Source organism: Paenibacillus sp. WG02 (assembly GCF_055396115.1).
Genome location: NZ_AP036016.1, coordinates 4,266,072 through 4,284,064, shown reverse-complemented (window position 1 = coordinate 4,284,064; position 17,993 = coordinate 4,266,072). Strand labels below are relative to the sequence as shown.

Annotated in this window: 10 protein-coding genes and 1 pseudogene; all 11 read left to right on the top strand. The window is 39.1% G+C overall.

Annotated elements, in window-relative coordinates:
* The first annotated feature begins 56 nt into the window (after window positions 1–56).
* The 11 genes and pseudogenes from ACBP55_RS19225 (at window position 57) to ACBP55_RS19175 (ending at window position 17,962) form a co-directional block, all read left to right on the top strand.
* Entirely contained in the window at window positions 57–1,655 is a 1,599-nt protein-coding gene (locus tag ACBP55_RS19225) for a DUF3502 domain-containing protein (protein ID WP_464644181.1), read from the top strand.
* Between the two features lie 104 nt (window positions 1,656–1,759).
* Entirely contained in the window at window positions 1,760–3,274 is a 1,515-nt protein-coding gene (locus tag ACBP55_RS19220; RefSeq protein ID WP_464644180.1) for a response regulator transcription factor, read from the top strand.
* A complete protein-coding gene (locus ACBP55_RS19215; protein WP_464644178.1) occupies window positions 3,271–5,031 on the top strand; it encodes a sensor histidine kinase in 1,761 nt (586 codons plus the stop codon). The genes ACBP55_RS19220 and ACBP55_RS19215 overlap by 4 nt, the downstream gene beginning before the upstream one ends.
* A 212-nt stretch (window positions 5,032–5,243) precedes the next feature.
* On the top strand, window positions 5,244–6,668 hold the full coding sequence (locus ACBP55_RS19210) for a glycosyl hydrolase family 28 protein (RefSeq protein WP_464644176.1): 1,425 nt from the start codon (window positions 5,244–5,246) through the stop codon (window positions 6,666–6,668).
* A gap of 49 nt (window positions 6,669–6,717) precedes the next feature.
* Window positions 6,718–9,081: a glycoside hydrolase family 95 protein gene (locus ACBP55_RS19205; protein ID WP_464644175.1), complete on the top strand. Its 2,364-nt coding sequence runs from the start codon at window positions 6,718–6,720 to the stop codon at window positions 9,079–9,081.
* A gap of 46 nt (window positions 9,082–9,127) precedes the next feature.
* A complete protein-coding gene (locus ACBP55_RS19200) occupies window positions 9,128–10,681 on the top strand; it encodes a glycoside hydrolase family 43 protein (RefSeq protein WP_464644173.1) in 1,554 nt (517 codons plus the stop codon).
* A gap of 33 nt (window positions 10,682–10,714) precedes the next feature.
* Window positions 10,715–11,851 carry a glycoside hydrolase family 88 protein gene (locus ACBP55_RS19195; RefSeq protein ID WP_464644171.1) on the top strand — a complete coding sequence of 379 codons (1,137 nt, stop codon included), beginning with the start codon at window positions 10,715–10,717 and terminating at the stop codon, window positions 11,849–11,851.
* Between the two features lie 247 nt (window positions 11,852–12,098).
* Window positions 12,099–13,877 carry a sensor histidine kinase gene (locus tag ACBP55_RS19190; protein WP_464644169.1) on the top strand — a complete coding sequence of 593 codons (1,779 nt, stop codon included), beginning with the start codon at window positions 12,099–12,101 and terminating at the stop codon, window positions 13,875–13,877.
* A gap of 24 nt (window positions 13,878–13,901) precedes the next feature.
* Window positions 13,902–15,494 (top strand): response regulator, encoded by a 1,593-nt coding sequence (locus ACBP55_RS19185; protein WP_464644167.1) that lies wholly within the window; start codon window positions 13,902–13,904, stop codon window positions 15,492–15,494.
* A 194-nt stretch (window positions 15,495–15,688) separates the two neighbouring features.
* Window positions 15,689–17,080: pseudogene (locus tag ACBP55_RS19180) on the top strand (ABC transporter substrate-binding protein).
* Between the two features lie 75 nt (window positions 17,081–17,155).
* Entirely contained in the window at window positions 17,156–17,962 is an 807-nt protein-coding gene (locus ACBP55_RS19175; RefSeq protein WP_464644165.1) for a carbohydrate ABC transporter permease, read from the top strand.
* The last annotated feature ends 31 nt before the right edge of the window (window positions 17,963–17,993 follow it).

Sequence of the window (17,993 nt, the reverse complement as noted above, 5' to 3'; positions counted from 1 at the left end):
CCCTTCGGATTGCTTCCTCTGTAAAACATATATAAAAATTATTGGAGGGGATTTTCTTGTTAGCATCAAAAAAACTAAAAACAGTATTATCCGCAGTACTCATGTCATCTGTTGTCATTTCGTCTGCGGCATGTTCATCCGACAAAGTTGCAACATCAACTCCAGGTGCATCAACGGGGACTACACCGGCTGCATCGCAAGCACCCGGTCCACTTGTAGAATTGAAAGCGATCACAATGGGGGCAGAGCCAGCTAGTGGAATGGCTAACTTCTATAAGAAGTTGGATGAGCTTACGAAAAAAGATCTTAATGCAACAGTCAGATTCACTTTTATTCCATGGGGCGATGAGAAGAACCAAATCAGCCGTGCCATTGTGGCAAAGGAATATGATCTTTATGTAGGCGGAGCATGGTCTGATTTTAAAAACTTTGCAGTTAAAAATGCTTTTGCAGATCTAACACCTTACTTGAAGAACACGCCGAAGCTTACTGAACGCTATGGAGATATTCTAACTCGTCTTAAGATTGATGGTAAAAATTACGGCATCCCTCAATTGAATAAACCGGGTATTGCTGCTGGGGAAGGCATGTTGTTCCGTGAAGACCTGAGAAAGAAATGGGGATTATCAGAAATCACGAATCTTGAAACGGTAGAGAAATATTTGTATAAAGCAAAGCAAGAATTTCCAGATACGCCAATGATTATTGATAAGCGTGCAGTTAACAACGTATGGGCTATGGTTGCAGGTAATAAGTATTTAACAGTTACATCCTTGAATGGAACGGTTCTAACGGTGGCGTCAGTGGATGAACCATACAAAGCAATGAGTATTTATGATACGCCAGAGTTTAAACAAGTTCTTGGATATGTGAAAAAATGGTATGACGATGGGATTATTGCCCATGATGTTCTAGCTTCGCAGGGTAACGAAGGCGACAAAACCAAAGAACTAATGAAAGCTGGTAAAAAACCACTTGAGTTCAACAACCAGTTCTATGCAGTAAGTAGCAATTATATTTCTACCATTAAAGATGCTCATCCTGAATTTGAATTAAATTGGGTAGACTTTTCAATGATGAATCCCAAAGCGATATTCTTGCCATCGCATTCCAATGAGACAACAACGCAAATTTCAGTTGGAGCCAACAGTAAGAACGTTGAAACCGCTTTGAAATTTATCGAAAAAGCACATGTGGATCAGACTTATTATAATTTGCTCAGCTTCGGTGTTGAAGGTGAAAACTATAAAATGGTCAATGGTGCAGTCTCTTCAGATGGTATTGATGCAAAAAACAAAAAGCCAGCATGGACAGGCCTGGCTGATGGTTTTATGAATCCAGAATCGAAATATCCTGCTGAATGGCAAGGTATTTATGAAAAATTAAAATCTGCAGGAGAAGCACTTGTTCCTTCTTTGAAAACGAATCCGTATGAAGGATTTGTATTTAATACATCTGAACTGGCAGCAGAAAATTCGAGTTTAGAAACAGTAAGAACACAATTTGCTCTGCCTCTAGTAGTGGGTATGGTTAAGAAAAACCAAGAGGCTGATCTAGAAGCCTTGAAGCAACAACTTAAAGGTGCAGGCTTTGATAAGTATATGGCAGCTTTGCAGAAACAACTGGATACTTTCGCTGCTACTAAAAAGAAATAGTTCCCATATTTATCCCATCCCGAATAGGGGTGGGATGCCTGCATTTCACCTATCAGATATGCTAAGATGAACTTATGAAGTGATCTTAAAAGGAGCACGATCCCATGCGCTTATTAATTGCAGATGATGATGATTACACCAGGCTTGGCATAATGGAATCGATGGATTGGACAGCATTAGGCATTACAGAGATAAAAGAAGCTAGAGATGGTGCGGAAGCACTCCGCATTGCTGAGGACTTCCACCCCGATATTGTGTTGACGGATATTCGAATGCCCAAGCTTAATGGTATTGAATTCGCAGAGAAATTAGCTGTTTGTTCCACTGAGAGTAAGTTGTTATTTATGAGTGGATATATGGATATTGATTATCTAAAAAGTGCTATTAAACTATCGGCCGTAGATTATATAGAGAAGCCAATTAGGCTGACAGATTTGGAAGCCGCGATCAAGAAAACGGTAGAATTTATTCATGCGAAGCATAAACACCAAAGTATGATGAATCAGAACATGGCCTTACAACGCCAAAAGCTCGCGGGAATGTTGAAATCCAAAAGCATGAACGTGAAAGAAGTCATTTCGCTTTGCAAGGAAACTAATTTTCCCGTGGATAGTACATATATGTGCGTTGTACTCTCACAAGTAACAGATGAGGAAGTACAAGATAGTTGGATAGCTTTTATTAACGATTATTGGAGCTCATACCAAATCCCATCTCTAGGTACAGTACTTGAAAATAACAAGTACCTTTCTGTCTTGTCCGTTAAGAAGCATGACAGAAAGCGAATTTTATATGTAATTGATCTTCTTTTAAAACAAAATGAAAGCTGGGTTGTAGGAGTTGGAAAGGAAGCGCTTCATTTAGAAGCAGTTGCCGAAAGCTATCAAACAGCATGGAGTGCATTAGAAAGTTCTTTTTATCATCCTAATCTACAAATGTTCAGCTTGGATCAGAGAAAGAACGCTCCTCAAGGATTGGGAGTTGAGCTCTATTCGGAATTCTACAGTCTGTTTAAGAATGAGCCTACCCAATTAGCAACTTGGGTTGATATGGTCTGTAAGCAGTTCTGCGAGTTCGAATATCCACGAAAAGAACGGGTTTGTGAATTGTTCACTTCCTTTGCGCAAGCTATATTGCACGAGAAAAGCTCACTTTTAAATAAAATCAACCACATTTTCAATACGAACGATCTAGAACTGTATATTCATAAGTGTCGTTCAATTTTTGAAATTAAGAATTTTATGCTGCAACTACTAGCTTTATATGTGGAGGAATTGGAAGATTCATCCCAATATTCTAGAGTAGTTAGAGATGTTATGTCCTATATTACTTCCAATTGCAGCGATGTGGATTTGGATGTGCGTGAAATTGCAGAGTCTGTTCATCTGTCCACAGCACATCTAGGCATGCTATTTAAGAACGAAACCGGGGTAACGATAAAGCAATACATTGGCGATTACAGATTGGAGCTGGCCAAAAAGTTGATATCCAATGAACATTATAAAATAAATATGATTTCGGAATTATGCGGTTACGCAAGTGCCAGTTATTTCACGAAAGTTTTCCGTGCTGCAACGAATTTGACACCTGTTGAGTATAGAAAGATGATTATGAAATGAAGGTTAAACTTTGGTTTTCTAACTTATCCTTAAAGAAAAAATTGCTATTCTTATTCGCTTTGGTAGGACTTATCCCGTTGATGATTACTTTCATAATTTCTTACCAAAAAATAACAAGTGCGACGTTGAAGTCTCAAAATTATGCAGCCAATCAAAACTATGAACAAACCCTTTCTTCCTTGTCAGGGACATTTACTCGCATTGAGAAATTGTCGACTATGGTCATTTTAAATGATGCACTTGTGTCCGCTTTAGGATCTGATCCTTTACAGAAGGATATTGGTGAACAACTCATTGATTTTGGCAAAATAGAAACCTATACAAAGACATTGGAGGAGAGTTCGGAGAGCGAACATATTACCTACTATATCGATGATCGGTTTGTGGTATCAGGAACAGATACACGTTTTCGTAAATTAAAGTTAATTGAAGGTAGAAATTGGTCTGAGAAAGTAATCAAAAATGCTGGAAGCCCTACTTGGGTATTGTATGAAAATGAGAGTAAAGACGATATATACAAGTATTTGACTTTAGGAAGAATTTTATGGGATACGAGGAACTATAGTGACTCAATTGGTTTAGTAACTATCGATTTGGATTTGAAGAAAATACGAGATAACTTAACGCGAACTGTGCCTGAGCAGGTTGTCTACTTGATAAATGAAGAGGGACAATTGATTGCGGGCAGTGACAATGTCCATGCAGCGAATGTAACTGATTTGGCCATTCGGCCGTCACTCATCAAAGAAACAAAAAGTGATTTTGTTGAAATTAAGCTGAATAACCTTGATTATTTGATCCGATGCAATCAAATTGGCAAATCCGGTATTTATCTGACTTCCATTATCCCCAAAACGGCTGCATTTAAAGCTGTAAATATCGTAAGTACACAAATGATCACGATCTATGTGTTGGTGGCTGCCGCATTAATGATTCTTATTTTCCCCGTAACTAGATCCATTACAGCTCGAATTTTCTTGTTAGCCCGGAAGATGGATCAAGTTCGGCTAGGAGAGCTTAGGAAACTTGATATTGAGCCGTGCGACGATGAAATGGGACGACTCGTTTCAAGCTACAATTACATGATTAATAGTGTTCAGGAACTTCTTCAGGAGCAATATCGGTTAGGCCAGGAAAAGAAGGGGGCAGAGCTCAAAGCGCTCCAATCTCAGATCAATCCACATTTTTTATATAATACACTCGATATGCTAAATTGGATGGCACAACGAGAAGAAAGGGACAATATTCAGCAAGTCGTTTATGCGCTCTCGGATTATTACAAACTTATTTTGAATAAAGGTGAGGATTTCGTTACTCTGAAGGATGAGCTTCGCATGTGCCGCTTTTATGTAGATATTCAACAGAGACGTTTCAGAGGCAGGATTTCATTCGCTATCCAGGTAGAGGAGGAGCTTTTGGATTCTTTACTACCCAAGATCACTCTCCAACCTTTAGTTGAGAATGCGATAGTGCACGGTATTACAGAAAAACCCGATGGTAAGGGGACTGTAACTATAAAGGCAACCATGAAAGATCAGCGATTGATTCTATCCATTGAGGATGATGGAATCGGCTTGAATAATGATCTAAGCGATAGACCCGGTTATCACGGCAGCGGATATGGGGTCAAAAATATCGAGAAACGTTTGGAATTATACTTTGGTGAAACCCAATGTATGCGGTTTGAAAGTGATTCGGATACGGGAACTCGTGTAACCATTGATGTGCCGGTAGTGCGTCTTTCAAATAATATGTAAAAAGCTTATTATATTGATGACCCCCAGTACCTTTCAGATACTGGGGGTGTTTTGTTTGAGTATATAAACATGAAAAGTACAAGAAATCTTGAGAAATTAGGATAGTCCATCTTCGAGCACGTTGATAAAATTGGTGTGAGCATTTATGTAAGCGATTACCGTATTATTTGAAAAAGTGTAATTATCAGTTTATGGAGGATGAATATATAAATATGGAAAAATCTAAACTTATTACTTATTCCATACCTAATCCAGTTCCGAGGAATAAAGATTTCATAGTAAACGTCCGGACACCTGGAGGGGACTGGAAAGAATTAGACGTGCTATTAGTCAAAGTCGATATGCACGATGTTAGGGAAGCAGCAATGGCGAGCTTTGATTTCTGCTGCGAAGTAGAAGTTGAGGTCATCAGCAAGCGCAATGTTATCCAAAACATTGAAATTCGCCCCCATTCTGCAGGTGTTCTACCTGACATGATTGATCAAGGACGACTACGATTTACGTTGAAGCAACCTCAGAAGCTGTCTATTGAGATAAATGGAGACCGTTTTCATAATTTACATCTGTTTGCAAAAGAAATTGAATCAGAACAGCCCAATCCACATGATGCGGGCGTTGTCGTCATCGATCCAGGTATACATCGAACTGAAATTTTGTATGGACGGCTGGAAACAGGCATACATACCATTTATTTTAAACCAGGTATGCATCATATTGAGCAGGTTTTATTGAACATTCCTTCGGGAATATCTGTTTATTTGGCAGGTGGTGCAGTCCTCGTAGGTTCGCTTGTTTGTGATGGTGTAGCGGATGTGAAGATTTTCGGCAGAGGCTTTATATATTTAGCAGATTTCGGCCGATTCTCTGCTTTCCGAGGCGTGCGTATCATGTACAGCAAGGATGTCGAGGTGTTAGGCATCGCCGTCATTGATCCTCCTCATTATAGTATCTACTTAGGGCAGTCCGAGCGAATAAGCATACGAGATTTCGAATCCTTCAGTACACGCGGCTGGTCAGATGGCATCGATATGATGTCGTGTTGTGACGTAGAGATCGACAATGTATTTATGCGGAATTCAGATGATTGTATTGCAATCTATGGCCATCGTTGGGGGTACTACGGAGACGCTAAGAATATTACGGTTAAAAATTCGGTGCTTTGGGCCGATGTCGCACATCCGACGATGATTGGAACGCATGGCGATTATCTTGGTGAAGGAACGTTTATTGAGAATATCCTTTTCGAGAATATAGACATTTTGGAGCATCATGAGCCGCAGGATGGGTATCGTGGATGTCTTACAATCAATGCGGGAGATAAAAACCTCGTGAGGCATGTGACCTATCGGAACATTCGTATCGATCCTTTTGAATTAGGAAGAATTATCGACATTCGTGTGATTTGGAACCCGGACTATAATCCGGTCCCAGGGAATGGCATTGAACATGTGGAGTTTGACAATATTCGTTATCGTGGGAGCGAGGATGTGGTTTCATCCGTCTGTGGATTTGACGAGGATAGGTCTGTCAAAAGTGTCTTAATAAAAGATTTTTATAGAAACGGTGTAAAAATAACAGGTGCTTCTGAAGGTAAGGTGAACGTTGGACCGTTCGTGTCCGATGTGCGATTTGAATAAGTTGAGTTGTAGTTAAACAGAGCACCTATGAGTGAGGAGAGAACACAACATGAAGTTATGTTATCAAGTTCCAGCAGGGAAATGGACAGAGGCGTTACCGCTTGGCAACGGGCGTCTGGGAGCGATGGTCTTCGGAGGGATCGAAACAGAAAAGTTGCAGTTGAATGAGGATACATTGTGGTCAGGTGCACCGAAGGATGGAACGAATCCAAGAGCACGAGACATCTTACCCGAGATCCGCAAAAGCATTAATGAAGGTTCATATACGAATGCAGATGTATTAAGTAAAGAAATGATGGGACCTTACACACAATCTTATCTGCCGCTTGGCGACCTGAATATTCATTTCTATCACGGAGATCTTGCACAAGATTACTCACGTGAATTAGATATTGAGACAGCAACGACAACGATTACTTATAAAATTGGTGAGGTTGCCTACAAACGGACGTATTTTATCTCTTATCCCGATCAAGTAATTGTTCTGCGATTAGAGGCAGATCGACCTAGAATGCTTAATTTCAGAGTGAAATTGTGGAGCCCACTCAAGCATCATACGGGTGTAGAAGATGATCGACTCATCTTGAAGGGGAAAGCGCCAGTGCATGTGGACCCGAATTATTACCGCACGGACAACCCAGTTGTTTACGGGGATGAAGGTATGAGGTTCGAAGGTAGACTTGCATATCGCGTCGAGAATGGTCAGTCCGTTGTGAATCACGATGGCTTGTACATTGAAGGTGCTACGTCAGCTACACTTATATTCAGTGCAGCTACGAGCTTCAATGGTTTTGATCGTAATCCTGCTACTGAAGGCAAGGATCCTTCTTCGATTGTTGAATCTCAGGTGACTGCAGCTCTAGAGAAGAGCTACCTCGCCTTAGTGAACGATCACATTGACGATTATCGTGCATTATTTGATCGTGTTTCGCTAGACTTGGGTGCTGCTGATTTAGTCCCGTTGAAGTCAACAGATGCTAGAGTTGAAGCTCATGGGGCGAGAGATAAGAAGCTGGTTGAACTCTTGTTTCAATTTGGGCGATATTTGATGATCTCCAGTTCACGTCCCGGCACACAGGCTGCAAACCTACAAGGGATTTGGAATAAAGACGTTCGACCGCCTTGGAGCAGCAACTATACGTTAAATATTAATGCAGAGATGAATTACTGGCTTGCTGAAACGTGTAATTTGGCTGAGTGTCATCAACCACTGCTTACGTTCACAAAGAATTTGAGTACAAAGGGAACAATTGTGGCAAGCGTCAATTACGGTGCAAAGGGTTGGACCGCGCATCATAATAGCGATATTTGGTGCCAAGCTACACCTGTTGGAGACTATGGAGCAGGAGATCCGGTATGGGCTAGTTGGCCAATGGCGAGTCCTTGGTTAAGTCAACATCTTTGGGAGCATTATGATTTCGGACGTGACGACACTTATCTTCGGGAAAAGGCGTACCCGATCATGAAAGAAGCGGCCCTCTTTTGTCTAGATTGGTTGCAAGAAGAACCGGATGGAAGCTTGATCTCATCGCCCTCAACGTCGCCTGAACATAAATTTGTAACGGCAGATGGCTCCCTCGCTGCTGTGAGTAAAGGGGCTGCTATGGACCATGCGTTAATGTGGGATCTGTTTACTAATTGCGTCAAGGCAGCCAAGGCATTGGGCATGGATGAATCGTTTCAAGCTGAGTTAGAAATGGCTAAAGCTCGCTTATTCCCTTATCAAATTGGGAAGCATGGCCAGCTGCAGGAATGGTTTCAAGATTTCGAGGATCAAGATGTGTTTCACCGACATGTATCACATTTGTACGGCGTATTTCCAGGAAGCCAATTGACATTAGAGACAACACCTGAGTTGTTCGAAGCAGCTCAATGTTCTTTAGAGCGAAGAAGCGACATTGGAACTGGCTGGAGCTTAGCGTGGAAAATTAATTTATGGGCACGTTTTAGGGATGGAAATCGAGCACTACGCTTAATAGATGATGTATTTAATCTTGTTCATGAAGAAAAAGGCGCTGTTACAGGCGGCGGCGTTTACCCTAATTTGTTCGGTGCTCATCCGCCCTTTCAAATCGATGGGAACTTTGGGTTTACAGCTGGTGTGGCAGAAATGCTCCTGCAATCTCACGCAGAGGTGATTTATTTGTTACCGGCGCTTCCGGATGATTGGGCGTCAGGGCATGTTAAAGGCCTGCGAGCACGCGGGGGCTTCGAAATTGACATTTCGTGGGAGAACGGCAAGATATCGAGTGCGACAATTTTATCTCTGCAAGGAAAATCATGCAATGTGTCATCAGCTATTCCTATACAGGTCGAGGAAAATGGGAATTCAGTGGCAAGTGTTTGCCATGGTAACGGCATGGTCACGTTTGAAACGAAGGCAGGTAAGCAGTATACAATTACAACAGTTTAAATGCTTTTTAGGATATGAAACGATAAGGAATGCAGGAGTGAATTAGATGAATGAAATATCATTAAGTCCAGTATGGGTAGCTGATTTAGGGGATGGGAAGTATCGTAATCCGATTCTTCATGCTGATTATTCCGATTTGGATATTATACGAGTCGGAGACTGTTTTTATATGACAGCCTCTAGCTTTGTTAGCACGCCTGGACTTCCGATTCTGGAATCGAAGGATCTTGTAAATTGGACGATTATTGGACACGCAGTTGACAGGCTTCCATCCGGATATGATGAGAGCGTTCGTCACGCTCAGGGCATATGGGCACCAAGTATTCGTTATCATGACGGGATGTTTTGGATATTTGTCAGTACACCAGATGAAGGAGTGTTTATGACACAAGCGAAGGATGCTTCTGGACCTTGGTCTGAACTTCATCTTGTACAGGAAGTTAAAGGATGGATTGACCCTTGTCCGATGTGGGATGAGGATGGCCAAGCTTACTTGATTCATGCTTATGCGTACAGTCGATGCGGCTTCAACAGCAAGTTAAATTTATGCAAAATGAAGAGTGATGGAAGCGCATTGTTAGACGATGGAGTCGTCGTTTTCGATGGAACAGATAACCATCCTACCATTGAGGGCCCCAAACTGTATAAACGAAATGGGTATTATTATATTTTTGCTCCTGCAGGAGGAGTTGCAACAGGATGGCAGACTGTGCTTAGATCCAGAAACATCTACGGTCCGTTTGAAGATCGGATTGTCATGCATCAAGGAGATACTCAAATTAACGGTCCACATCAAGGAGGTTATGTGGAACTCGATTCTGGAGAATCCTGGTTTGCTCATTTCCAAGATTGTGGAGCGTACGGACGTATTGTTCATCTCCAGCCCATGACTTGGCAGGATGATTGGCCATTGATTGGCGAAGATACGAATGGAGATGGAATCGGTGAGCCAGTAATGTTTAATATCAAACCAAATGTTGGACCTCTTTCATGGCCAGTAACCGTTCCGGATACTTCAGATAATTTTGAAAAAGGTAGCCTCGGACTTCAATGGCAATGGCAGGGAAATAGGAAAGCGGAGTGGTTCTCGCTTGACGCAAGTCCTGGTAACCTTCGTCTGTATGCCAATACGCATCATGCTAACTTGTTCGAAGCTCCGAATATTTTATGTCAAAAGTTCCCTGCACCCGTTTTCACAGCTACAAGTAAGTTGAACCTAGGACCACGTGAAAGAGGTTTATTTCACTCGGGAATGACTGTATTCGGGCATGAATTTGCTTATATGGCTGTGGAGCATAAGGGGTTCAACAAGCGAATGGTTGTAGTCGAAGGAAATCGTAATGATGATGAAAAATTAACTGCTAGCTTTGAGCTTGAGAACTCGTTATCGTCGGTTTATATACAAGTTCATGTTGCTGCTGGAGCACTATGTACGTTCCATTTCAGTTTAGATGGGATCGAATATCAACAGATTGGAGATCCATTTATTGCTAAGCCTGGCGGATGGGTAGGTGCAAAGATTGGACTTTTCTGTTCTCCAATAGGGGATGAAACGGATAATGATTTTGTTGATTTTGAATGGATAAGTATTAAAGAGTAATTTAGACATTTTTATAACGTGAGGAGATTCGAAATGCATAAGAAACTAAATGACGTAGATCAGTATTGGCTAGATTGTACTTGGGAAAAGATACAAGTGAAAATGTCTGCAGAATGCGAACGCGTAGGTGAACGTATTCCTTATGTTCCAGTTAATGGAGAATATCGTGAAGATAAAGGAGATACGGATATTTATTGGTGGACCAATGGCTTCTGGCCGGGCATGTTGTGGCATATGTATCAAGCTACCCAGGAAGAAACTTACAAAACTGCAGCAGAAGGTGTAGAACGTCGTTTAGATGCAGCGTTAGAGGGGTTCGAGGGATTGCACCATGATGTTGGATTCATGTGGCTGCATTCTGCAGTTGCAAACTATCGGTTTACGAGTAATGAAAGAAGTAAAACACGCGGATTGCATGCGGCTAACCTTTTGGCTGGCAGATATAATCCAAGGGGCCGTTTTATTCGGGCTTGGAATGACGATTGCACAGGTTGGATCATTGTAGACAGTATGATGAACATTCCCTTGTTATATTGGGCGAGCGAGGAGACGAATGACCCGCGGTTTCGTTATATCGCGATCGATCATGCTGACACTGTTCTGAGCAGGATTGTGCGTTCCGATGGCTCATGTAATCATATTGCCATTTTGAATCCTGAGAACGGTGAACTATTGGAGACACCTGGAGGACAAGGTTATGCGTCTGGATCAGCATGGTCCAGAGGACAGTCTTGGGCACTGTATGGCTTTGCTTTGAGCTATCGTTATACGAAGGATGACCGCTATCTGAACGCAGCAAAAAGCATCGCTCACTACTTTATCACACAAGTGTCCACAACAGACTATGTACCATTAGTTGACTTCCGCGCACCCGCAGAACCAGTGAAATGGGATACAACGGCAGGTCTCTGCGCAGCGTGTGGATTACTTGAACTAGCCGAGACTGTACCAGAGCTTGAGCAGACATTCTACTGCAATGCTGCGATTCGGATTTTACAAGAAACGGATGAACGCTTCGCAAATTGGAATCCGAACGAAGACGCCATTATTTCAGGTGGGACAGAAGCGTATCACAGTAAAAAGAACAACGAGGTTTCTATTATTTACGGTGATTATTTCTTTATTGAAGCTGTATTGCGTTTAAAAGAGAAACATGTACTTATTTGGTAGGTTTATGAAGTTTCATAGTTACTAAGGAAAGGACAGTTCGATGAAAATCGACTGTCCTCACTTCTGTTGGAAGACCAAATGAGAAGTTCTGCTAATAAGAGTACAATAACAAGATAAGTGATTTACATAAATGGAGTCTTTATTGAAAGGTAAACAAGTAAACAATGTAGAATAATTTGGGGTGATTTATTTAGGTTCACGGTTACATAAGTTTTATCCACCCTTAGAGAGTAAAGAAAGGGATTAAATGAATTTAATTCGTATTTTTAGAAGAAGTATTCAAAATAAAATATTTATTTCTTTTCTTCTTGTTTTAGTCATTCCAACAACTGCGATTAGTTTAACTTCTTATTTTGTTTCTGTGAATATTTTAAAAGAAAAAGTCAGTCAATCGTTTCAAGAAAATCTTCTGTATATTGGAAATTCTACTATGAAGGAATTATCAGGAATTGAGAAAATTACTGAGTTGATTTACATTAATGAGGACATTCAACAAGCGATTAGTTCGGATATTGGGAGTGAACAACAGAACTTTATTAATTTAAAAAGAGTTGATCAGGTCTTTGACAATATTTCCTTTTATTCCAATTATTATAGTTACATTACTTCTCTATTTGTTTTGGGGAATAACGGAAGTAAGTATATGTATGGTAAGGATGCTTATTTTATCGATACCAAGCAGTTTCAGGAATCAAGCTGGTATAAGCAAATGAAATCGTTAAAAGGGAAAGTACTTTGGATTGGCGTACATGATAGTGAATCTACAATGTCTCAAACAAAACAAGTATTTTCTATCTCCAGAGAAATTAATGATTCTAATACCAGAAATATCGGGAGTATTTACTTAAGCCTAGATACGTCTGTTTTTTCTGATATTTTAACTAAGGCTTCACCGAATACACAAAGTCAAATTTACATTGTAGATCAGCAAGGAAAAATAGTATTTCCTGAGCAGAAAGTTGCTAAAAGTTTGGAGTCTGAGGGGATTGAGGTTCCTCAACATACCAATAGTTCCAGCTTCGAAATTAAGAAAAATGGGCAATCTTTTCTTGCTTCTACCTATGACATAGAAAAGTATGGTTGGAGAATTATTCAAATGGTTCCCATGGAGATGCTAACAAAGGATAATAAAATTATTTTTCAAATTACGACGATCGTTTTCATTGTTTCTTTTTTATTCTCAGGGATCCTTTGGTTTTATATTTCGGCAAGTATTGTACGTCCAATCAAACAATTAACATTGACCATGAAAGATGTAAAGGGTACTAATCTGGTCGTTAAATCAACTGTTAAGAGTGTTGATGAGATTGGTCTTCTAAGCGTAACTTATAATTATATGATTGAACGAATTAACTCTTTGTTTAACCAGGTAATAGAAGAAGAAAAACAAAAAAGACATGCAGAAATAAAGGCGCTGCAAGGTCAAATTAACCCTCACTTTTTATACAATACCTTAAATACCATTCGTTGGATGGCTATTATTCAAAAGGCGGACGGTATAAAAGAAGTGGTAGATGCACTTGGAAGATTGTTGAAGAATACATTTAAACACAGGAGCACGCTGATAACTCTCGGAGAAGAATTAGGGATGATAAGGGATTATGTATACATTCAACAAACCCGATACAGGGACAAATTTCAGGTGTATTATGAAGTAGATGAACAATTGCTCCAAGCGGAATGTGTTAAGTTTATATTGCAACCTATCGTCGAGAATGCCATATTTCATGGCATTGAACCTCAAGAAGAACCAGGGGACATTATAATAAAAGTTTCTGCAGAGGATTCAATACTCAGAATTATTGTGGAGGATACTGGAGTGGGGATGTCTCAGCTTCAAATTTCAAAAATAAAAAATGAACATATTGCGGATTCAGATGGCACCATTGGGATCGGTGTGCGAAATGTAAATAATCGAATCAAAATGATCTGCGGTGAGATGTATGGTATTCAAATTGAAAGTGAAGTAGGTGTTTTTACGAAAGTTCATATAAGGCTTCCTTTAATCATTGCTCACGAATTATGATCTTATAAACGGATGGAGTTTAACATGCTAAAAGTACTTATTGTCGATGATGAAGCACTTGTCAGAATTGGTATTAAAACTATAATTCCTTGGGAAGAGTTAGGTTTTGAGCTTATTGGAGAAGCGGAGAATGGGAAAAAGGCGTTAGAAATTGCTCGTACCAGTTATCCTGATATTATTTTAACGGATATTAAAATGCCTGTTATGACAGGGATTGAGTTACTCATGCAATTGAGACAAGAAGAGCATCATGCGAAGTTTATTATACTTAGTGCGCATGATGATTTGGAATATGTCAAGGTAGCAATGAAGAACGGGGCAGAAGATTATATTTTGAAACTAGAGTTAGAACCAGAACATTTAATTCGGATATTGAAAGATTTAAGGAACTCGATAATATCTGCCGAAGATCATACGGTGAAGAAAGTTATTTCATCTCAAATAGAACCTGCTAAGCACGCTGTTCTTCACAGAGATAAGTTTTTTAAAGACGTAATATTAGGAATTGTTCAGAGTAGAGAAGAAATAATTGAACAGCTAGAATTGAATGAAATATCTTTTCCTGAAGGAAACCTTATTAGTCTAAAAATAGAAGTAGATGATTTTACTATTTACCAAAAATACGGGGAGTCCCCACATTTGCTGGATTACTCTATTTTGAACATTCTTGATGAAGTCATAGCTAGTTATGCATTTGGGCACGTTACAAGTCTTCATCCCAAACAATTTGTTGCTATCTTATCATTGAGGAAAAGAGAAGAATTGGAATCTGGAAATGCCATAAATGAATTAACTGAAAATATACGAACTACTTTACGTAAATATTTAAGCACATCAGTTTGCATTGGTATTGGCAGTGTACACCAGAGTTATGAGCAAATAATTCATTCGTACAGGGAAGCTAAGGAAGCAGTACGCTTTAAATTTATATTTCCAAGAGGAAGTAATATTAATTATCGCGATGTATGTCAGATGTCCTTGCAAGAAACTGATGATTTGTCCATGGAAATGAAGCAAGTCGAAAAGGCACTGCTCGATGGAGAAGTGAAAGATGTTAATGATGCCTTACATTTACTGGTGAAGGAAATGAGTCGATCTAATAACCTTACGAAGGAACTTTTGACAGGGTTCAGTTATACAATCTTTTATTTATTCCAAAGTTTTGTGGATAATTACCATCTAGCTGGTAAAGAAATTATTAATAAAGAAATGTATAGTGAGATCACAAAAATGAGCTTAAAGGTCGATTTTATCGACTGGATTAATCGGCTAAAACATCGAATAATCGAGCAATTAGTGGAAAATAAAGAAGGTATGAGAGTATTTTTAACTAAACAATTTATCAATAAGCATTATAAAGAAGAGCTCTCTTTAGAAAAAGTAGCTGAGTACCTGCAGTTGTCTCCCGCATACTTAAGCAATTTGTTTAAAAAAGAGACTGGGCAAAATTTTATTGACTACCTTACGGAAGTCAGGATTGGTCGAGCAAAGTTCTTGTTAAAAACGACAGATTTAAAAAACGCTGAAATAGCAAGAGAAGTTGGTTATGCGGATGAATATTACTTTAGTAAAGTGTTTAAGAAAAATGTAGGGGAGTCTCCTCTGAAATATAGATAATGTAAAAATGTGCTTTGTGAGATGGTTGAAATCACAAATAAGTACATTTTTTTCTTTAAATATTACAAAATCAGTTTCACAATATGAATCTAAGATAAAGATAAGTTAAAAAGTAGAAAGATATTACATTTTAGTGACTCCTTAAAGAGCCTATACTTTAAAAGAAGACAAAAACATTAAAAGGGGTATCGTTTATGAAAAATCTAAGGGCAAAAAAAGTAGTCGTATCGTCACTCATTTTTGGCATGGTCGGCATATCTCTGGCAGGTTGTGGTGGAACGAAAGAGGCTGCCGACACAAGCAAAACATCTTCAGAATCACCTTCATCTTCTAGTTCGGCAACTTCCACATTGAAAAAAGAACCTGTAGTACTAAAGTGGTATACAACTTCTGGAAATAGCAATTTACCTTCTACAAAGAGGCTCTTGGAAGATTATAAAAAAATATCTGGAAATACGGTGCAGCTTGAAACTATTGCTGGTGATGGAGATGCCATCTACAAAAAGATTGATGTGGATCTTTCTGCAGGAGGGGATGTGGATCTTATTCCGCTTCAAAATCCAATTATTCATGCTAAGTATGCAACCAATAATTGGCTTATACCATTGAATGATATTTATAAGGAAGCAGGAGTCGACTATGAAAAGGAGTTCGGTAAAAATTTAACCAAATTCGCTGGTGACAAAATATATTCTCTTCCTCACACGATTGGAACATGGGCTGTTTATTATAATAAAAAGATATTTGATGATGCAAATGTACCTTATCCAAAAGGTGAATGGACGTGGGATCAATATATTGAGACTGCTAAAAAATTAACTGATGCAAGTAAAGGAATTTATGGTTCAACAATGCCTGATTATGATAATATGATGTATCTTTTAGCAGCGCAAAGAGGTATTGATGGATATAAAGCAGATGGAACATCGAATTATGATGATCCTAATTTTAAAGAATCTTTACAATGGTTTGGAGATCTTGGTAATAAATTAAAGATTCAACCTAGCTGACTCGAAATGAAAACGAAGAAAATTCCATATGATGCTTTTATGAACGGGAAATTCGGAATGATATTTACTGGAACATGGTTTTCATTTGCACCTATAGATAAAAAAACATATCCGCGTGATTGGAATATTGGGATTTCACAACCGCCTGTTGATCCAAAGGGAAAGAATAATATCGGCGTTACGGGTGGAACAGGTATAAATAAATATTCAAAACATCCGAAGGAAGCAGCTGATTTTGTGAAGTGGTTTGCAGAAAATTCATATAAGTACGGAGGAGGAATTCCAGCACGCGTTGATTTGAACAAAGAAGAAGTGAATAACATTTTTAATGAAATGGTATCTTCGTTCCCTACTACTGATGGTATTACAGCTGAAAATCTTAGTGAGGTTTATTTGACACCAAATCTTGGTCTTAAACCTGAAAAAATTACGGGGTCAATTGCTACTGAATATGGAAAGACAATATTGCAGGAAGCTGAATTGTATCTTGTGGGACAAAAGTCATTGGATGATACAATCAAATCAATAAAAACTCGAGCAGATGAAACGATAAACAAAGCGAAAACGGCAAAGTAAGTATATGTAAAGAGTTTATTATAAGGGCACTTATGTAAATAAGTGCCTTTTGATTTAGGGGTGAAGAGGTTGTACATGTTAAATAATAAAAAAAACAAAAAGAGTTTAGAAAAACAAGAGGCTAAAGCTGCTTTTATATTTGTTATCCCCTTTTTTATTGGATTTCTCATTTTTGGAATTGCTCCATTTCTATATGCATTATTTATCAGTTTTGTAGACTTCAATGATTTCAAACCACTTAACACATTAAAGTGGACTGGATTAGCTAATTATACAGCTATTTTTAAAGATTCGATCGCCTTGTCTTCTTACTTAAAAAGCTTTTATTATACGATCATTTATGTGCCTTTATTGACAATTGTAGGTTTCTTTGCGGCTGTTTTATTAAATAGAGCTTTTTATTGGAAAAGCTTTAGTAGGTCATTATTTTTGATGCCTTATGTTGCAAACATCGTTGCCATTTCACTTGTATTTTCAATGCTATTTGATCCTTTTGGCGGTTTTGTAAATTCATTACTTAATGTGATCGGAATTGAAAATCCGCCTTTATGGTTTGCTGGCAGCAAAACAGCCATCCTTACCACCGCAATAGTCGCAGCCTGGGCAAATTCCCCTTTTCAAATGGTCGTCTATTTGGCAGCTCTCCAAGGAGTCTCAAAGGATTTGTACGAGGCTGCTGAAATTGATGGGGCAACAAAAATCCAACAATTATTCAGGATTACGTTACCTATCGTATCTCCAACTAGTTTCTTTTTAGTGATTACAGCAACAATTGGGTCTTTTCAAAATTTCACCATTTTCAACGCACTCACAAGAGGAGGACCTGGGACATCTTCCCGAGTTAGCGCTACTCTGCCGCACAAGCAATCTTATTATTTTTAATTATTATGGTGATCTCGGCTATACAATGGAG

Excerpts from the sequence above, each read along its gene's own strand:
- ACBP55_RS19220 (WP_464644180.1), top strand. The coding sequence starts at position 1,760 with ATGCGCTTATTAATTGCAGATGATGATGATTACACCAGGCTTGGCATA.
- ACBP55_RS19215 (WP_464644178.1), top strand. The coding sequence starts at position 3,271 with ATGAAGGTTAAACTTTGGTTTTCTAACTTATCCTTAAAGAAAAAATTG.
- ACBP55_RS19210 (WP_464644176.1), top strand. The coding sequence starts at position 5,244 with ATGGAAAAATCTAAACTTATTACTTATTCCATACCTAATCCAGTTCCG.
- ACBP55_RS19205 (WP_464644175.1), top strand. The coding sequence starts at position 6,718 with ATGAAGTTATGTTATCAAGTTCCAGCAGGGAAATGGACAGAGGCGTTA.
- ACBP55_RS19200 (WP_464644173.1), top strand. The coding sequence starts at position 9,128 with ATGAATGAAATATCATTAAGTCCAGTATGGGTAGCTGATTTAGGGGAT.
- ACBP55_RS19195 (WP_464644171.1), top strand. The coding sequence starts at position 10,715 with ATGCATAAGAAACTAAATGACGTAGATCAGTATTGGCTAGATTGTACT.
- ACBP55_RS19190 (WP_464644169.1), top strand. The coding sequence starts at position 12,099 with ATGAATTTAATTCGTATTTTTAGAAGAAGTATTCAAAATAAAATATTT.
- ACBP55_RS19185 (WP_464644167.1), top strand. The coding sequence starts at position 13,902 with ATGCTAAAAGTACTTATTGTCGATGATGAAGCACTTGTCAGAATTGGT.
- ACBP55_RS19175 (WP_464644165.1), top strand. The coding sequence starts at position 17,156 with ATGTTAAATAATAAAAAAAACAAAAAGAGTTTAGAAAAACAAGAGGCT.